Raw genomic sequence first — 17,609 nt, 5'->3', positions numbered from 1 at the left:
TTTCATTAATTTTGTTTGTACATACAATATAACTTCCGAAAAAACATCAATGCTTCTCGAGCGAAATGCTCGAATCCTCCAACTCCTTCGTCAGATGCTGCGCGGCTTCGACGCCGAGAACCGCTTCGTACCGGGCCTTCAGGCTGCGCGAGGCTTGGCGGATCGTCTCCTCCATCTCCTTCGCCTTGTCCGTCGGGTATACGAGAACGGTCTTGCCCTGCACCTTACGCTCCACCAGCCGCTTGGCTTCCAGCTTGTCGACGAAGCGGGTCAGCGTGGACGGCGTGACGGAGAGCTTCTCGGCCAGCTCCTTCTGGGAGATGCCGGGCGCTCCGATGACGAGGCGAATGAGGTACCCGTACATGGGAGTTAGGCCGGTGGGGGCGAATTCCTCCTCCGCCATCTTGGTGATGGCGCGGCCCAGCCGGTTGGCGGTGAAGAACAAGCAAGTGTGCAGGAAGCCGTCGTCCATGTCGGGCACCTCCGTTGGATCAATTTTGTATGTACAACAAATATAAGAGGGCGGGGATTATTTGTCAAGCGCGAGTCGTCGGAAAATCGGAAGGAGCCAGCTGTCGCCCGGCAGAGAGCGGCGGCGCTATGGGGCGAGAAGGGGATGGAACAGGCCGAGGAACCGCTCCTCGCTTCGAACGGTCGGAAGAGGGCGGGAGAGAGGAAGGCGACTGTCCCGGCAGCCAGGGCAGATCAGCTCCCCGGCACGGACGGATGGGCGGAACAAGCGGAGGTACGGCATGGCACGGATGAGCGGAACAAGCGGAAAAAACCGTCTTGTTGGGCGGGGGAGCGGCGCGGATGAGCGGAACAAGCGGAAAAAACCGTCTTGCTTAGCGGGGGAACGTCAGCGCCTGTCAAGCGACGGAGCCGGGCCGCGAGCAAACGAAGGCGCCGGCCTTAGGCCAGCGCCTCTCTCTCCGCCCGGGTCAGCTTGGCCGCGACGAGCCGATACGAATCGTCGAGCATCTGAACGACGACGTCGTCCGGGACTCTCCCGTCCAGCACGACGGTGTTCCAATGCCGCTTGTTCATGTGATAGCCGGGCAGTACGGCCCCGGGATAAGTCTCGCGCTGCAGCCAAGCTTCGTCGGGCGACGTCTTCAAGTTGACGCTCTCCCCGCCGTACCAGTCGCTGAAGAGGGCGAACATCTTGCTCCCGACGAACAGAACGGGCATGTTCGGGTCGAACGGATAGCGAAGACGGGTTCCGGGGTACTTCAGCCCGAGCTCGATCAATCGACGATGGTTCATCTCGCGTCGTCCCTGCCTCTCGCTTTTTGAATCCCATTATACCAGGGGGAAGGAGCGGCGGACTAGCCGATGGCGGGCGGCGGATTCGCGCAGGATCCCCGACCTCCCTCCGGACGAAGGGTTCAAGTCCTTGATCGCGGAACCGAACGAGACGAATGAAGCCTTCCGGCTCCACTGGCCGCCGCACGACGTCCAAGCGACTGCCGCCTGCCGCAAGCGTTGGAACCACCCCGCGGCGGGAGAGCTGGAATTCGAGCCTATCGTGCTCCAGCCTTCCGCCAGGCCGGGCTGGAAGCGGACGGTCTATTCGGCAACGCCGTCCGCCGCGGAACGAATACGGGGCCTTGCAGCCGCCGGGCATCAGACGTCGTAATTCACGAGATACCCCTGAATCGCGGTGTTATAGTAGCCTTCGCTCAGCTCGATCAACTCGCCGGCTTCGTCGTACGCGCGGCGAACCCGCTTGAGCAGGGGCTGGTCCGGCGGCACTTGCAAGATCTCGGCGACATGAACCGGCGCGGTCTCGACGGCGAACCGGTCGCGGAACCGGCGAAGCTCGATATCCTGCTCCTCGAGCAAGCCGTACAGCGACTGGCCTTCCAGATCGGACAGATCCAGAGCGCCGCGCCGGTCCGAGAGATAGTGGGTGTAATGGATATAGGGAACGTCGTCCAGCACGTACAGCCGCTCGACGCGCAGGCAGGTCTTGCCGAAGAGAAGCCTTCTCTCGCCGCCTTCCTCGTTCGCCACCTTCTCCGCGCCAAGCAGCCGCTTCACGATCCGGTGGCCTTCCTCGACGAGAATCTCCGTGAAGCTCTGGCTCTTGGACAGCTTGGAGGAGGACGTGTTGCGGACGACCTTCGTCCCCTTGCCGCTGCCTTTCTCCAGATACCCTTCCAGAACGAGCTCCTGGATGGCGTTGCGCACGGTGATCTTGCTGACCTGGAACTCCTGTTCCAGCTGCGGCTCCGACGGAATGTTCGTCCCCAGCGGGTAGACCCCGTGAAGGATCCGGTCCCGGAGGATGTTGCGTATCTGCAGGTACAACGGTTTCTGCTTGCGGGATAAGGCCGTCAAGGTTGCGTTCCCTACCTTTCTACGTCGCTTGCGGTCGCCTCCATGGCGCGGAGAACGTCCCGCTCGGAGGACATCGGCGTGTCGCCCGAGATCGCGTGGGCCAGCATGCCGGCATTCGCCGCGAACTCGACCGTCCGCTCCGGCGTCCACCCGGACAGCTCCCCGTGAACGATCCCGCTCGCGAACGCGTCCCCCGCTCCGATTCTATCATAGACGGGGAACTCGAGTCTCCTGGAGTAGGCGAAGCCGCCGCTCCCGCCGTTCTCGCTACTCCCGCCGCTTCGGAACAGATAGCCCTGCAGGCCGTTCGTATTGTTCCCCAGCACCCAGCGATGCGTGCCGGCGATCGCGGAGATGCCGTACGTCCGCGCGACTTCCGGAACGAGCTCTTCGAGCTGCTCGCGGCGGTCCGTCTTCCCGGTCGGCATGCCGAGCGTCCGGATCGCGTCCGTCTCGTTCATCAGGACGATGTCCGCGAGACCCAGCATCCGCTCGTACAGCGGCTTCGCCTTCGCGTAGCCGCCTTCTCCCCAGAGGGAGGGGCGATAATTGCAGTCGAAGACGACGAGCCCGCCGCGACGGCGGACGGCTGCCGCGAAGGCGGCCATCTGCTCCCGGACCGCGTCGTTCATGGCGAGCGTAATGCCGCAGAAGTGCGCGACGTCCACCTGGGCGGCGATGGCCTCGAAGTCGTACGCGTCCGTCGGGGCCGTGTTGAAGCTGCTCTCCAGCCGGTTCGTGTACGTGACGCGGCTCGGGCGCGCGCCGAAGCCGTTCTCGAGGAAGTACATGCCGATGTACTTGCCGTCGCGGCGAATGTAGGCATCCTGGATGCCCAGCTTGCGGAGATAGGCTTCGGCCGCGTCTCCGAGCGGATTGTCGGGCAGCGTCGTGACGAGGTAGGCGCGATGCCCGAAGCGCGACAAGGCGGAGACGACGTTCACTCCCGTCCCGGAGAACGTGTAGCGAAGCGAGCCGGCCTGGGCCAGCAGCTCGTGTCCCGGCACCTGCAGGCGCATCATGACTTCCCCGAACGCGGCTACGTTCTTACGCATGGGCATCGACCAGCCTGCGGACGGTCTCGATCAGGACGCGGACGTCCTCGGGTCTCGTGCGGCCCGTCTCCTTGTCGATGATCGAGGAGTAGACGTGCGGAATGACTTGAGGCACGCCCGCCTCCAGGGCGATCCGCAGAATCGGCTCGAAATTGCCCAGGTCGATGCCGCCGGTCGGCTCAAGCGCGAAGCCTTCCTCGCCACAAGCCTTGGCCACCGCGCGCAGCTCGTCCTCGCGAGACAGGCCGTTCATCGGGAAGTACTTCAAGGCGTTGCCCCCCATGTCCCGCACGAGCGCGATCGCCGCCCGCACCGGGACGATCGCCGGCTCGGAGCACTCCGCGCTGGCCGGACCGGTGGACAGGTTCACGTAGCCGGGACGGCCCGTCGGAGAGACGAGCGCGTTGATCCAGCCGTCCCGCCCGTTCAAGTTGGCGCGGGTAGCGCCGACGGCCGGGAACACCTGGTTGATGTGGCTCCCCGGATAATGCTTCGCGATCTCCGCCACGATGGCGGCCTGCCGGTTGTCGCCGGCGCCGAGGCCGATGGACACCGCCTCGTCGATCGCTTGCCCGTACGCCTTCATGCCGGCGACGGCGTCCTCGACCGTCGCATAATTCTTGGACAATACGCCGATAAGGGCGTATCCGCGCGCCGCCTCGAACGCTTCCTTGGCGTTGTCGAGGCTTCCGGCGAGCACGTTCAGAGAGACGCGTCCTTTATAAAAACGTTCAGCCATGCGATTCATGGTCATGGTTATCGGCCTCCCGCCAGTTCCCGGATTCTGTCGGCGATCACTTGCAGGTCGTCGCCTTGAAGCGAACGCGGATCGATGTCGAAGTACCCTTGGCGCACTCCGTAATCCCGCGTGTAGATCGCGATCTCCCCGTCTTGCAGCTCCTTCGCGACCTTCGCGGCGTTCGTGCCCGCCGTCGCCGCGTCGATATGGACGCGGCCGCGGAAGATCGCCCGCCCCGCTTCGTCCTGCACGACCGTCACCTTGACGCCCGGCAGATCGTTCAGCGGGAGCAGCGCCTGCAGCGCCGCCCTCTCCAGCGCGCTCTTGTCCTTCTTCCCGCGGTATTCGTCGAGCGCCTGCAGCAGCCCGAAGATCGACTCCTTACCGACCTTCATGGCGCGGCCGATGCCGTGAAGCTGCACCTTCAGCCATTCGACGTAGACGCGCTTGCCGGCGACGATGCCCGAAGTCGGCCCCTCGATCGCCTTGGAGCCGCTGAAGATGGCGAGATCCGAGCACTTCGCGTACTTCCAGACGTCCTCCTCCGCAGCCGCGTCCACGATCAGCGGAACGCCCTTGCGCTGCGCGACTTCCCACGCCTCTTCGACGGAGATCATGTTCTTCTGCACGGCATGGTGGGACTTCACGTACAGAATGGCCGCCGTGCGCGGCGAGACCGCGGCTTCGAGCTGCTCGGCCTTGCCTTCGTTGGCGTAGCCGGCTTCGACCAGCTTCCCGCCGCCCAGGTAGATCATCGTCTCCACGGGAGCCCCGTACTGCACGTTGTGGCCCTTGAGCATGACGATCTCGTTCCGCTCGATCGGATCCTGGTGCAGCCGCTCGCTCGCGCGGCGGTCGCCCTTCGTGACGAGCGCGGCGACGGACAGCGCGATGCCGCTCGACGCCGAATTGACGACGACGGCCGCCTCCGAGCCGATCGCCTTGGCGATATAATCCCCGGACTTGTCGACCAGGTCCGCGATCTCCACGTAATTTTGCCCGCCGATTCTCATCGCTTCCATCACCGTGTCGGTCGGGGCCGACACCCCGAGAATGCTCATTCTTCCGCTCGCGTTGATGACGCGCTTAAGGCCGTACTTCGCATGCAACGTACTCGCCACCTGCCACCGCTCCTATCGCTTGTATTCGTACGCCCGACGTCCGCCGTTCCCCTTCGGAATCGACGAGCTCGACCGGATCGTTCTTCACCGTGAAAATCGTCAAGTTCCCCGCATCCCCGACCCGGATGCGCCCGAGCTCCGGCCGGCCGAGCCAGCGGGCCGCGTTCGAGGTCACCATCCCGATCACCTCGCGAAGCGGGTAGCCGAGATAGAGGAACTTCGTCAGCACCTCCGGCATGCCGTACACCGGCCCGTTGAGCCGGTTGCCGCGGTAGATGTCGGTGCTGATCGTGTCCGGCGCGATGCCGTGCCGCTTCGCCGCCTCCGCCGCGCGGAAGGAGAAGCTGGCCGTCCCGTGCCCGACGTCCAGATGGACGCCGCGCCGGATCGCTTCCCGGAACTCCGGAAGCGGCTCCCCGTCGACGCGATCGAACAGATTGTTCGCCTTGCCGTTCAAATAATGCGTCACGATGTCCCCTCGCCTTAGCAGCGCGAGAACGTCCCGGATGTCGGGCGGTCCCGAGCCGATATGGACCATGAGCGGGAGGGACGTCTTCTCCGCCAAGGAACGCGCCCGCCGCAAGGGCTCGATGCCGCTCGCGCCGACGACGCTGCGGCTGATGCGGGCCTTCAGCCCGACGACGATGTCCTTATGCTCGGCGGCCGCGCGGGCCGCGGCGTCCGGGTCGATCCACTCCGGATTCGACAGCTCGTCGATCCGGCTGAGCCCGATCCGCGAGACGTTCAGGAACGCGAGCAGCCTCGTCCGGGCCCGGGCGCCGATGGCGGCCAGGTCCGCGATCCGGTCGGCGCCGCAGCTGCCCGCGTCCGCCACCGTCGTCACGCCCCGCCGAACCCCGATCTCGTCGACGTCGTCGCCGTAGGGATCGAATTCCGGGAAGGCGTGGACGTGCAAGTCGATCCAGCCGCTCGACACGTAGGCGCCGGAGAAGTCGAGAATCCGCTCCCCGCGGGCGGTTCCCGCTTCGGCGACGTCGGCGATCCGGCCGTTCTCCAGGACGATATCGACGGCTCTTCCGTCTAACCGCTTCAAGTTGCCGAGCACGTGCCGTTCGTTCACTTCCTCACTTCCTTCGTCGATAAGGATCTATCGTTAGAATAACACGATTTTCGAAAAATACAATATAACGTTATAATGTTTAAGGTTGAAACCGCATCATAACGTTCGTCACAAATCCTTGCGTTTTGAAGTGATTGGAATCACAAGGCCTCTCATCGCGAATGCTTATACTTGGGCGTAACCCCCCATCGAAAGCGAGGAGATTCCCATGCTAGACCCGAAAACGATCGAGATCATCAAATCCACCGTTCCGGTTCTGGAGGTGCACGGAGTCGCGATCACGACGCGGTTCTACCAGCGGCTGTTCTCGAGCCATCCGGAGCTTTTGAATATTTTCAACCATGCCAATCAGCAGAAGGGCCGGCAGCAGACCGCGCTGGCCAACGCCGTCTACGCCGCCGCCCAGCATATCGACCGCTTGGGGGACATTCTCCCGGTCGTGAAGCAGATCGCGCACAAGCATCGCAGCCTCGGGGTCAAGCCGGAGCACTATCCGATCGTCGGGGAGAACCTGCTGGCCGCGATCAAGGACGTGCTCGGCGACGCGGCCACGGACGAGATTATCGGCGCCTGGGCCGAGGCGTACGGCGTCATCGCGGACGCGTTCATCGGCGTCGAAGCCGAGATGTACGACCGGTCCGAACGGCAGGAAGGCGGCTGGGCCGGCTTGCGCGAGTTCCGCGTGGACCGGAAGGAGCGGGAGAGCGACGTCATCACGTCCTTCTACCTCGTCCCGTCGGACGGCGGCGCGCTCGCCAGCTTCGAGGCGGGCCAATATATCAGCATCACGATGAGCATTCCGGGCGAGAAGTACGAGCACATTCGCCAATACAGCCTGTCCGACGCTCCCGGCAAGCCTTATTACCGGATATCCGTCAAGCGGGAGGAAGGCTGCGGGGACGACCCGGACGGGAAGGTCAGCAACTATCTGCACGAGCAGGTAAAAGAAGGGGATACGCTCCGGCTGTCGGCTCCGGCGGGAGACTTCGTGCTGGACCGCGGCGACGCGCGTCCCGTCGTTCTCATCAGCGGCGGCGTCGGCCTCACGCCGACGCTCAGCATGCTGAACGCGCTGGCCGAAGGCTCGTCCCGGCCGGTCGTCTTCATCCACTCGGCCCGCAACGGGCGGGTGCACGCGATGAAGCGGCATGTCGAGGAGATCGCCCGGTCGAACCCCCGCGTATCCGTCCATTGGAGCTACACTCGTCCGACGGAGCAGGACGTCCAAGACAAAGCCTTCGACCATCAAGGCTATATCGATGCGGAATGGCTGAAGAAGGTGATTCCGTCCGAATCGGCCGCTTATTACTTCTGCGGACCGGTCGCGTTCATGAAGGCGATCCGCAAGGCGCTGAGCGAGCGGGGCGTTCCCGCGGAGGACATCCATTACGAATTCTTCGGCCCGGCCGGCTCCTTGGACGCCGACGACTGAGCCCGCAGCAGCCGGTTGACCGTCTCGCGGCGCAATCCGATGAATTGGCCGATCTCGTCTTGGGTCAGCACGTCGGTCAGAGCCGAGGGAGCGATGTAGGAATGGAACCAGGCCTCGAACTTCCTCAGCTTGTCCGCTGGCGTCGCGGCGGTCAGCTGGTCGATCCGCTGCTGCATCATTCTCAGCTTGTCCTGAAGCTTGCCGGCGATCATGCGGCATTTGTCGGCGTCCTGCTCCAGGGAGCGGTACCATTCCGCCGCGGGAATCCGTTCGACTTCGCTCGTCATGAGCGCCACGGCCGTGCCGTGGCACGGTCCCGGCGAGATGAGCGAATGATGGGGAATGATCTCGTCCGGGACGATCAGGTTCATCAGGTGGACCGTTCCGTCCTCCTGGGTGCGGACGATCTTGAGCAGGCCGCTCTTCAGATGGAACAGCGAGCCCGAGTCCCCCTGCCGGAACAGCACTTCGCCTTTATGAATGATCATGCTTCATCCCTCGATTGGCTGTCTTCGAGAGCCCGCTTCGGCGGGCTTTCGGCGTTTGCTTTGTTTTCGAATATCAAGCCCGAGCCCGAATACAACCCGATTATACTATCGAATTATACCGGGGTATAGTTCACGGACCTGGAATCCGGATGCTATGGTGGGGGTATAGCATCCCCCTCGGGGTGAACGAAAGGCGGCTTGAGCAAGATGCCACAGTCGACATTGGCAAGAACGATCGAGAACCCGCTCGTCCAAGACCGGGTCACCTTCCTCGAGACCGCGGACGAGACCGGCGGCGCCTATGAATACGTGGAAGTCGAGCTGGCTCCCGGGGGAGGGGTAGGCCTTCATTATCACCTCGCCTTCACCGAACGCTTCGAGGCGGTGATCGGAACGGCGCATCTGGAGCTGGACGGGGAGCATCTCGAGCTCCGGCCGGGGCAGACCGCGTCGGCTCCTCCGGGAACGCTGCACCGCTTCTTCAACCCGGGCGGGGAGACGATCGTCTTCCGCGTCAAGATCGACCCGGCCAGACGCTTCGAGCAGGTGCTCCGGATCTCGTACGGGCTGGCCCGGGACGGCAAGGTGCGCCCGAAGTCCGGAATTCCCCGCAGCGTTCTCGAGTTGGCCGTCATCTTCGAGCTCGGCGAGACGTACTTGAAGGGAATTCCCGTCCGGCTGCAGAGGGGAATCTTCGGCTTGCTGTACCGGATCGCCAAGCGGCGCGGCGTGGAAGAGCGGCTGCTTCATACGTATTGCAGATGATCGGAGGTTAGCGACCGATGAGGCACCCGTTAGACGACGAGTTGGACCGGCAGCCCTATATGGCTTCGGACGAGACGGCGGCGGATTCCGCCGAGCAGCAGATCCAGGCGGAGCGCAGACGCCTCGCCGACGATCTGCACGACATCGCCGGCTTTACGTTCACGACAGCCATCGTTCAGTTGGAAGCCATTCGCCGGCTGCTCCGGGAGAATCCCCAAGAGAGCATGCGGAGGATGGAGCGGCTGCAGGAGTTCATGCGGCTCGGACTGGACGATATTCGCCGGTCCGTTCGGACGCTGAAGGGGCCGCCGGGACAGGAAGCCGGCATCGATCTGGAAGAAGCGCTCGGCCAGCTGCTGGAGACGACCCGGGACATGACGGGAGCGACCGTCGAGTCCGAAGTATCGGTTCCCCTGAACCGGCTTGCCCCCGCCCAGCAGAAGGTTCTTTATCATGCGGTGCGGGAAGGCCTTACGAACGGAATCCGCCATGGCCGCTGCACCCGGTTCTCCGTGTCCATCGCGATCCGGGACGATCTGCTGGAGCTGCTCATGGCTAACGACGGCTCCCCCGCCGCAGGCTGCTCCGATCCCGGCATCGGCTTATGCGCGATGCGAAGCCGGGTCGGCGCTCTCGGAGGGACGATGGACGTGGTCGCCTCGCCCGAGGGAGGCTACCGGTTCCGGGTCCGGCTGCCCGTCGGGGACCCGATCTTCCCGCATTGAAGCGCGGGGCCGCTTGAATCGCGCTCGGGACGCTTCCTCTTTTCCCCTACGCTTGCATTCCTCTTCTCCCCGTAATAAAATAACGACCGACCGCAAGCCCGGAATGCCGCGGCTCGCCGCGCCGGGCCGACCCGGATCCCCTCGCGGCCGACGAGGGTCGGCGTACCGGGAGCGATCTCCTCCGTATCGGCACGCTGCTCGAGACGGCCGCAACAGGAGCTAAACGGATGGAAATCCCCAATATCATGTCCATTGTGCTGCTGATCGCCGCCTTGCTCATGCTGTACATCTCCTTCCTGGCGTTCCGGAAGCGCCGGCTGCCCGTCGCGCGAAGCACCGCGCTCGCCATGCTGGCCGCGGCCGTCTATTCGTTCGGCTATGCGTTCGAGATCGTCGGCCGCGACCTGGAGAGCGTCAAATTCTGGCTGAAGGTCGAATACCTCGGAATCCCGTTCATCTCCACGCTGTGGCTCGTCTTCGTCCTGCAATATACCGGGAGGGAAGCCGTCTTGAAGAGAGGGGTCTACGCTCTTCTGTTCGCAATCCCGGTCCTGACTTTGCTTCTGCACTATACGAACGATTACCATCACCTCTTCTACAGGGAAGTCCGTTACGACGCGGATGCGATAATCTCGACCGTGCTGGTCAAAGGGCCCTGGTATTGGGTGCACATTACCTACAACTACCTGGAGGCCGCTGCCGGAATGGCGCTGTTCGCGTTCGCGTACGCGAAGGCCGTGCCCGTCGTCCGGAAGCAGATCGCCGTCATGGCGCTCGGGGCGGCCGCGCCTTGGGCGCTGAACGTCATCTACGTGCTGAAGCCGTTCGGAAGCAACCTGGACCTCATTCCGTTCTCCTTCGTCTTGTCGGGCCTGTTCTATATTTGGGGAATCTACCGGTTCAACCTGCTCCGTCTCGCCCCGATCGCCCTCGAGCAAGCGTTCGAGACGATGCTGGACGGCGTCGTCATTCTCGACTTCGACAACAACGTCGTGAACTTCAACCGGGCGGCGCTGCGCGTGTTCGAGGAGCTGCGGAACGTCAAGCGCCATTCCGGCTCGATCGTTCCCTTGCTGGACAAGCACCCGGAGCTCCTCGAATCGATCCGCCGGGAGCAAGCCGCCGAGAGCCGGCTCCCGATCGAAGGGCCGGACGGAGCCCGGCATTACGATTACAAGCTGTCGATCGTGTACGACAAGGGACGCCGGCCGATCGGCAAGATGCTGATGTTCCACGAGATTACCGAATGGTTGGACCAGCAGGAGAAGCTTCTGGAGGGCGCCCGCCAGTTGGAGCGGCTGAACGCGTTCAAGGATCGCCTGTTCACCGTGGTCGCCCACGACATCCGGGATCCGCTGGCGGTGCTGATCAGCCTGACCGAGCTGCTGGAGAGGGAGCTCGAGGAGCTGGCCGGCGACAATCTAGAGGCGTTCCAGGAGCTGAGGGGGCAGGTCGTCGACACGTTCCAACTGGTGGAGACGCTGCTGGACTGGTTCCGGAGCCAGAGGGAGAGCGGAGCCTTCCGACCGACGCTCGGGGACGCGGCCTCGCTCGTCCGGCAAGCCGTCGATTCCGCGCGAATCCGCGCGGAGATGAAGCGGATCCGGATCGAGGCCGACATCCGGGAGGACTTGACGGTCTACGGGGATAAAGGGATGCTCGCTTCGATTCTGAGGAACCTGCTCTCCAACGCGATCAAGTTCACCGACGCCGGCGGATTCGTCCAAGTCGGCGCGCGGAAGGAGGAGGACCGGGTCGCCTTCCACGTCCGCGATACGGGCCGGGGACTGGCGCCGGAAGCGGAACAATGCCTGCTCCGGGACGCCGACCCGGTCTCCGGGATTGGCACGGAAGGAGAGAGGGGGCTGGGACTGGGGCTCGCCATCGCCAAGGAATTCGTCCGCCTGAACGGGGGCGTCCTCCGGGCCGACAGCGTTCCGGGGCAAGGGAGCACGCTGTCGTTCTCCGTCCCGGCGATGCCCCCTCGGGAAGGTGGCGGAGAGGCGGCCGGCGACGGCGATTGATCGGATATAGCGCGACGCTGGACAACCCATGAGCCGAGGGCGAATGGGTTATTTGGCGTTTCCGGGCCGTTCGCGTTCCAAGCGTCGTTATGGGGGCAACCGAAGGGGACAAAGGGGCTCTCGGAACGAATTAGCGTCGCTGCGATTCGTTAGAAACAAATATCTCCCGCTATCGGCGAAATAGCGTCGCTTGAATCCGTTACCCGTCCCGGCCCCGGTTCGGCGCCGGCGCCGGCTTCGCGGGGGTTCGCCCCTTGTCGCGCCGGCCTCCCGATCCGCTCTCCGGCCTATCGAACCGCGCCCGGACCGCTCCCCCGCTCGTTCGTCCGACTCCTATCCCGCCCGACTCCTATCCCTCCCGTCTCGATCCCCTTCATCCGGCGCAAATATATGGTTCAAATGCGAATCTTAACGCAAATTAGGCCCTGGCAGGCCGCTTTAGCTATTCATGTCGATTTCTCCCGGAATTTGTTCATTATTCTTTCAGAGCCGGTTGTTATACTGGAGCGATGGGTTCACTATGCCGGGTTCAGCGCCGATAAGGGAATAAGAGGGGTATTAACTAGATATTAACGGAGCTGATAAAGAATGACATTGGAAGCGCTGCTAGGCAAGAGGACCAAATACGATATCGTCAGCGATTCCGGGCTGCTGCTCGTCCCGGCGCGCGCCATGCTCGACCCGGAATCGATAAGGCTGCTGAGGCAGCACCGGGTTCATCACTCCGACGTGTATACGATCGCAGGCGAGGAGCCGGAAGCGGAGTCCCCCGCCGAGTCCATCCGGGAGGCGTCGGAGTATTCGAAGGACCTGTTCGACCGCATCCGCGCGAGCGGGGAGATTCCGGCGCGGGAGATCGAGAGGGAGCTCATCCCGATCGTCCGGGAGGCGTCCCGGCACCCCGATCTGTTCCGGCTGTTCGAATCGGTGAAGGCGAAGGACGAATACACGCACCGGCACAATATCGGCGTCGGCGTTCTGTCCGCGATGATCGGCCGCTGGATGGGCTTGGACGAAGAGGAGCTCGCCCTGCTGGCGCTCGCGGCCACCTTGCACGACGTGGGGAAGGTCCGAATCCCGGAAGAGATCCTGCTCAAGCCCGGCAAATTGACCGAGGAGGAATTCGCCGAGATGAAGCGGCATGCCGCCTACGGGTACGAGCTGCTGGCGGGGACGAGCGGATTGTCGCCCCGGGTCGCGCTCGTCGCGCTTCAGCACCACGAGCGAACGGACGGAAGCGGGTACCCGCAGCGGCTGCGGAGCTCCGAGACGGACCCGATGAGCCGGATCGTCGCGGTTGCAGACGTGTTCCACGCGATGTCGTCCAGGCGGCCGTACCACGAGCCGCTTCCGTTCCACGAGGTGGTAGCCCGCATGAGACACGGGGCCTTCGGCGAATTGGACCCTAACGTCGTCACCGTATTCCTGAACAATCTGATCCGCCACCTGATCGGCCGGAGCGTGAAGCTGACGGACGGCCGATGGGGCGTGGTCGTTCGGATCAACCCTCACGACGATACCCGGCCTCTCGTGAGGGTGAACCGGGAGTATATCGATCTCAGCGTGGAACGCCACCTTCAGATTCAAGAAATTATCGTATAAGGAGAATCGGAGTCTATGGAAGATGCTTCGGAATTAACGAGGCGCGGCGAGCCTTACCGCTATTCGTTCGTGCCGGAATTGCCCTGCCTGATCCGGCTGCGCGAGGCGAACGGCTTCGCCGTCCGCAGCAAGCCAGGGCAGGCTCTTCTGATCGATATGAGCCCGCAGGGCTGCAAGCTGGAGTCGGCTCTGAACTTCCGCCTGCCGGACAACGAATGCAAGGTGATTCTCTCGGTTCGGCTGACGCGGGAGCTGGAGCTGCGGGGCACGATGATCTGGCAGGAGGAGCGGACGCCGGCCTTCGCGTACGGCATCCAGCTCGAGGAGACGCACCGGGACGAACTGGAAGAGGAGATCCGGGCCTACGCCGAGTGGAAGCAGCTCGTGAACGAGGGCATCGTCCCGGCCGACGCCTGGACGTAGGCGCGGCCGCAACGCGCACAAGGACGCCCGGAGCCGGGCGTCCTTGGATTCTTCTCAATGCGAGGCGGCGTAAGCTTCCGCTTCGGCGCGGGGGTCGAGCTTCTCGCGGCTCATGAGGAGAGCGGCGGCCAGCGCGAGAGCGGCCGGAATGAGTCCCCACGCGAACGTGACGGCGATGGACGACGAGAGGCCTTCCGCGATGCGGTCGAGCGCCGGTCCGGGGATGTGCGAGCGGGCGGCGGGGTCCATCAGGGCGTGCGGATCGCCGAAGTCGAGACCTTGGACGGCGGAGGCGTCGCCCGAGAAGGCTTCGCTCATCCGGCGCGACAAGGAATGGTTCTGGACGATCCCGAAGACGGTGATGCCGAGCGACATGCCGAGGGAGCGCAGGAACGTGAGCGTGGAGTTGGCCGCTCCCCGCTGCCGCATCGGGAAGGAATGAACCGCCGCGCTGCTCAGCACGGAGAACGAGACGCCGATGCCGAGGCCGACCAGGATCATGTAGAAGGTGACGGTCAGCCGCGGGGTCTCCTCCGTCAGCGTCGTCAGCAGCGCGATGCCCGCCACGAAGACGATCAAGGGCAGGACCAGCAGCGAGCGGTAGGACAGCTTCGTGATCAGCGCGCCGCCGATCGTCGCGGTTACGACCGAAGCCAGCATCATCGGCAGCAGCACGAGGCCCGAGTTCGTCGCGGAGCCGCCCAGCACCCCCTGGATGTAGATCGGAATGTACATGGAAGCGACCATATAGGCCGCGCTGCTCAGCATGGCGAGCGCGTTGCTCGTGGCGAAGAGGCGGTTCTTGAACATGAGAAAAGAGACGATCGGCTCCTTCGCGCGGCGCTCGGCGAAGACGAAGGCGACGGCGAGAACCGCGAAGGCCGCGAACAGGCCGGCGATCGGCGCCGAATCCCAGGCGAACTGCTTGCCGCCCAGCTCGAGGGCGAACATCAGGGCGACGATCGCCCCGACGAGCGTCGCCGCTCCCAGCCAGTCGATTCGCTGCCTGGAGCGTTCCATCGATTCCCGGTAGAAGAACGCGATCATCGCGAGCGCGATCAGGCCGATGGGCAGATTGATGTAGAAGTTCCACTGCCAGCTGACGTGGTCGGTGAGATAAGCGCCGACGAGCGGCCCGAAGATGCTGGACATTCCGAACACGGCCCCGAACAAGCCGCTCAGCTTGCCCCGCTTCTCCGGCTCGACCGCGTCGAACATGATGGCGAAGGTGATCGGCATCAGCGCCCCGGCGCCGATGCCTTGAATCGCGCGGTAGACGCTCAGCTCCACGATCGAAGACGCCATCCCGCACAGGGCGGAGCCGAGCATGAAGACGACGATGCCGAAGACGAAGAAGCGCTTGCGCCCGTACATGTCCGACAGCTTGCCGAAGATCGGCATTCCCGCCATCTCGGCCACCATATAGGCCGAGGTCACCCACACGAACTTGTCGAGTCCTCCCAATTCCCCGATGATCGATCCCATCGCGGTCGCCATGATCGTGTTGTCCATCGAAGCCATCAGAATGGCGAGCAGAAGCCCGCCGACCACGATGCCGGTATTGCGATTCTTTTGCGTACGCATATTCATCCTCCATTGCCTTGGTTATGACCCAAGTATACGGAGGGAATGCTGACAACTCTCTGTCAGTGTTCTCGAGGGTCGGCGAAAATCTCGATAAAACGTCGGGCGCTCCGGGACAAATAGCGGTCCTTGAGCCAGACGAGGCCGACGTCGGACCGGAACCCGGTCTTCGGCAGATCGAACACCGCGATATTCGCCGACGGGAACGAAGCCACGACCGACTTCGGCAGCACGGTGGCGCCGATGCCGGCCGCGACCAGGGCGACGATGATCGCCACGCTGGAGCATTCGCACAGCGGCTCGGGGTTCAGACCGTGCAGGCGGAACTCCTCCCATACTCTCTCGTGCATGGCCCGGGTATGCTCCGTCTTCAGCGTCAGCAGCGGATAACGGGCCAGCTCCCGCATCTCCATCTCCCTCGCCCGGGAGGCGGGGACCCAGGAGGCCGGGAGCAGGGCGGCGAACGGGTCCGAAGGTAGAGGCCGGACTTCGTAACGGGCCGGATCGAAGGGGGCTTCGAAGGGGAGCCGGGTGACGGCCAATTCGATCGTCCGCTTGTCGAGCTGCTCGCTGAGCAGGAAGTGGTCGCCCTCCCGAATCTTGAACGTCACCTGGGGGTGCTGCTCCCGGAACCGGCGGATCGGGCCCGGAAGGAGGGAGACGCAGGAGACGACCGCGCCGATGGAGAGCACCCCCCGGACGCCTTCGTCCAGCTCCCGCACTTCCTTCTCGGTCTCGCCGAGCCTGGCGAGCAGAGCCTCGGCCCGCTCCCGCAGCAGTTCCCCGGCGGCGGTCAGCCGCAGGCGCTTGCCGCTCCGGTCGAACAGCGTTACGCCGAGCTCCCGCTCGAGCTGCTTCATCTGCCGGCTGAGCGGGGGCTGCTCCATGTTGAGCAGCCGGGCGGCGCCCGTTACCTGCCCTTCGTTCGCCACCGCCAGGAAATAACGCAGCTGTCGGAAATCCATCTCGTCTTCGCCCCTCTTCCTTCCATACCGAATAGGTATGATATTCGTACAAAACCGATATTTCAAATATACGACGCGGACGGCTATCCTACAATTACGAGTACGAATGAATGGCGAATTGCCAAGAGGAGATGGGTACGATGGGCGCTTACGAGATCGAGATTGAGAGGACGTCGAGTCCGAAGGAGAAGCCGCAGGGGGAGGCGCTAGGCTTCGGACGTTTTTTCACCGACCATATGTTCCTGATGGATTACGACGCAGGGGAGGGCTGGCATCATCCCCGGATCGTGCCTTACGGGCCAATCGCGCTGGACCCCGCCGCCAAGGCGTTCCATTACGCACAGACCGCGTTCGAAGGGTTGAAGGCTTACCGCACGGACGAAGGGCGCATTCTGCTGTTCCGGCCGCGCAGCAATCTGGCCCGGCTGAACCGGTCGAACGAGAGGCTCAGCATTCCGCCCATCGACGAAGAGCTCGCGCTTCGCGCGCTGAAGGAGCTCGTCCGGCTCGACCGGGACTGGGTTCCGTCCGAGCCGGGGACGTCGCTTTACATCCGGCCGTTCATTATCGCGACCGAGCCGGCGCTGGGCGTGTCCCCCTCCCGGCAATACCGGTTCGTCGTCATCCTGTCGCCGGTCGGCGCTTATTACGCGCAAGGGATCCGGCCGGTGAGCATCCACGTGGAGCCGGATTACGTCCGGGCCGTTCGCGGCGGCTTGGGAGCGGCGAAGACCGGGGGCAACTACGCCTCCGGGCTGAGGGCGCAGGAGGGGGCGGCGGAAGCCGGGCACGCTCAGGTGCTGTGGCTGGATGGCGTCCACCGGCGGTATATCGAAGAGGTCGGCAGCATGAACGTCTTCTTCCGGATCGGCGACGCGGCGGTGACGCCCGCGCTCGGCGGAAGCATCCTGGCCGGAGTGACGCGGGATTCGGCGATCCGGCTGCTGCGAAGCTGGGACGTCCCCGTGGAGGAACGGGCGATCTCCATCGACGAGATTGTGGAAGCCCATGAGTCGGGCGGCCTGAAGGAAGCGTTCGGGACGGGCACGGCCGCCGTCGTCTCCCCGATCGGAGAGCTGCACTGGCGGGGCGAGCGGCGCGTCGTCGGCGGCGGAGAGACCGGGGAGCTGTGCCGGCGGATCTACGGATCGCTTACCGCCATCCAGTACGGGAGAGCGCCGGATCCGTTCGGGTGGACGGAGCCGTTGGACGGCCAGCCCTGATTCATTTAGCGCCCAAGGGGAAAATCCTGTATAGTAGAA

General features: G+C 63.9%; 18 protein-coding genes. 8 read left to right on the top strand and 10 right to left on the bottom strand.

The window, feature by feature from the left end:
• Positions 1-46: 46 nt before the first annotated feature.
• A complete protein-coding gene (locus H7B90_RS20510; protein ID WP_185137760.1) occupies positions 47-472 on the bottom strand; it encodes a MarR family winged helix-turn-helix transcriptional regulator in 426 nt (141 codons plus the stop codon).
• A 440-nt stretch (positions 473-912) separates the two neighbouring features.
• Positions 913-1,266, bottom strand: coding sequence for an MmcQ/YjbR family DNA-binding protein (locus H7B90_RS20505; RefSeq protein WP_185137759.1), 354 nt, complete (start codon positions 1,264-1,266; stop codon positions 913-915).
• Between H7B90_RS20505 and H7B90_RS33480 the strand changes: the two genes are divergently transcribed.
• Positions 1,247-1,639 carry an MmyB family transcriptional regulator gene (locus H7B90_RS33480; RefSeq protein WP_311772781.1) on the top strand — a complete coding sequence of 131 codons (393 nt, stop codon included), beginning with the start codon at positions 1,247-1,249 and terminating at the stop codon, positions 1,637-1,639. The genes H7B90_RS20505 and H7B90_RS33480 overlap by 20 nt on opposite strands.
• On the opposite strand, the gene H7B90_RS20495 is transcribed toward H7B90_RS33480, so the two are convergent.
• Genes H7B90_RS20495 through H7B90_RS20475 form a run of 5 tightly spaced genes read right to left on the bottom strand, consistent with a single transcriptional unit; the run spans position 1,627 to position 6,339 of the window.
• Positions 1,627-2,343, bottom strand: coding sequence for a GntR family transcriptional regulator (locus H7B90_RS20495; protein WP_185137757.1), 717 nt, complete (start codon positions 2,341-2,343; stop codon positions 1,627-1,629). The two genes, H7B90_RS33480 and H7B90_RS20495, sit on opposite strands and share 13 nt — an antisense overlap.
• An 11-nt stretch (positions 2,344-2,354) precedes the next feature.
• Positions 2,355-3,398 carry a sugar kinase gene (locus H7B90_RS20490; RefSeq protein ID WP_185137756.1) on the bottom strand — a complete coding sequence of 348 codons (1,044 nt, stop codon included), beginning with the start codon at positions 3,396-3,398 and terminating at the stop codon, positions 2,355-2,357.
• The gene (gene dagF / locus H7B90_RS20485) at positions 3,391-4,146 is read right to left on the bottom strand and encodes a 2-dehydro-3-deoxy-phosphogluconate aldolase (protein ID WP_185137857.1); all 756 of its coding nucleotides are present in this window, start codon (positions 4,144-4,146) and stop codon (positions 3,391-3,393) included. Before dagF ends, H7B90_RS20490 begins: the two co-directional genes overlap by 8 nt.
• An 8-nt stretch (positions 4,147-4,154) precedes the next feature.
• A complete protein-coding gene (locus H7B90_RS20480; RefSeq protein WP_185137755.1) occupies positions 4,155-5,258 on the bottom strand; it encodes a DgaE family pyridoxal phosphate-dependent ammonia lyase in 1,104 nt (367 codons plus the stop codon).
• On the bottom strand, positions 5,224-6,339 hold the full coding sequence (locus H7B90_RS20475; protein ID WP_185137754.1) for an amidohydrolase/deacetylase family metallohydrolase: 1,116 nt from the start codon (positions 6,337-6,339) through the stop codon (positions 5,224-5,226). The genes H7B90_RS20480 and H7B90_RS20475 overlap by 35 nt, the downstream gene beginning before the upstream one ends.
• A 208-nt stretch (positions 6,340-6,547) precedes the next feature.
• Between H7B90_RS20475 and hmpA the strand changes: the two genes are divergently transcribed.
• Complete coding sequence (gene hmpA, locus H7B90_RS20470) at positions 6,548-7,771, top strand: NO-inducible flavohemoprotein (protein WP_185137753.1); 1,224 nt, start codon at positions 6,548-6,550, stop codon at positions 7,769-7,771.
• Here the strand turns inward: hmpA and H7B90_RS20465 are convergent.
• A complete protein-coding gene (locus H7B90_RS20465; RefSeq protein ID WP_185137752.1) occupies positions 7,726-8,259 on the bottom strand; it encodes a Crp/Fnr family transcriptional regulator in 534 nt (177 codons plus the stop codon). The genes hmpA and H7B90_RS20465 overlap by 46 nt on opposite strands.
• A gap of 207 nt (positions 8,260-8,466) precedes the next feature.
• Between H7B90_RS20465 and H7B90_RS20460 the strand changes: the two genes are divergently transcribed.
• From H7B90_RS20460 to H7B90_RS20440, 5 genes are all read left to right on the top strand, one after another.
• Entirely contained in the window at positions 8,467-9,024 is a 558-nt protein-coding gene (locus tag H7B90_RS20460) for a cupin domain-containing protein (RefSeq protein WP_185137751.1), read from the top strand.
• 17 nt (positions 9,025-9,041) lie between these two features.
• Entirely contained in the window at positions 9,042-9,749 is a 708-nt protein-coding gene (locus H7B90_RS20455; RefSeq protein ID WP_185137750.1) for a sensor histidine kinase, read from the top strand.
• Between the two features lie 227 nt (positions 9,750-9,976).
• The gene (locus H7B90_RS20450) at positions 9,977-11,773 is read left to right on the top strand and encodes a sensor histidine kinase (protein ID WP_185137749.1); all 1,797 of its coding nucleotides are present in this window, start codon (positions 9,977-9,979) and stop codon (positions 11,771-11,773) included.
• A 588-nt stretch (positions 11,774-12,361) separates the two neighbouring features.
• Entirely contained in the window at positions 12,362-13,375 is a 1,014-nt protein-coding gene (locus H7B90_RS20445) for an HD-GYP domain-containing protein (RefSeq protein WP_260411135.1), read from the top strand.
• 15 nt (positions 13,376-13,390) lie between these two features.
• The gene (locus H7B90_RS20440) at positions 13,391-13,798 is read left to right on the top strand and encodes a PilZ domain-containing protein (protein WP_185137748.1); all 408 of its coding nucleotides are present in this window, start codon (positions 13,391-13,393) and stop codon (positions 13,796-13,798) included.
• Positions 13,799-13,852: 54 nt separating this feature from the next.
• On the opposite strand, the gene H7B90_RS20435 is transcribed toward H7B90_RS20440, so the two are convergent.
• A complete protein-coding gene (locus H7B90_RS20435) occupies positions 13,853-15,382 on the bottom strand; it encodes an MDR family MFS transporter (RefSeq protein WP_185137747.1) in 1,530 nt (509 codons plus the stop codon).
• 62 nt (positions 15,383-15,444) lie between these two features.
• Complete coding sequence (locus H7B90_RS20430; protein ID WP_185137746.1) at positions 15,445-16,347, bottom strand: LysR family transcriptional regulator; 903 nt, start codon at positions 16,345-16,347, stop codon at positions 15,445-15,447.
• Between the two features lie 110 nt (positions 16,348-16,457).
• On the opposite strand from H7B90_RS20430, the gene H7B90_RS20425 reads away from it, so the two are divergent.
• The gene (locus H7B90_RS20425; protein WP_260411134.1) at positions 16,458-17,570 is read left to right on the top strand and encodes a branched-chain amino acid aminotransferase; all 1,113 of its coding nucleotides are present in this window, start codon (positions 16,458-16,460) and stop codon (positions 17,568-17,570) included.
• Positions 17,571-17,609 lie beyond the last annotated feature (39 nt).

Source organism: Cohnella xylanilytica (assembly GCF_014212175.1).
In the GTDB taxonomy this organism is placed as follows: Bacteria; Bacillota; Bacilli; order Paenibacillales; family Paenibacillaceae; genus Cohnella; species Cohnella xylanilytica.
This window is presented reverse-complemented; position numbering and strand designations above follow the sequence as displayed.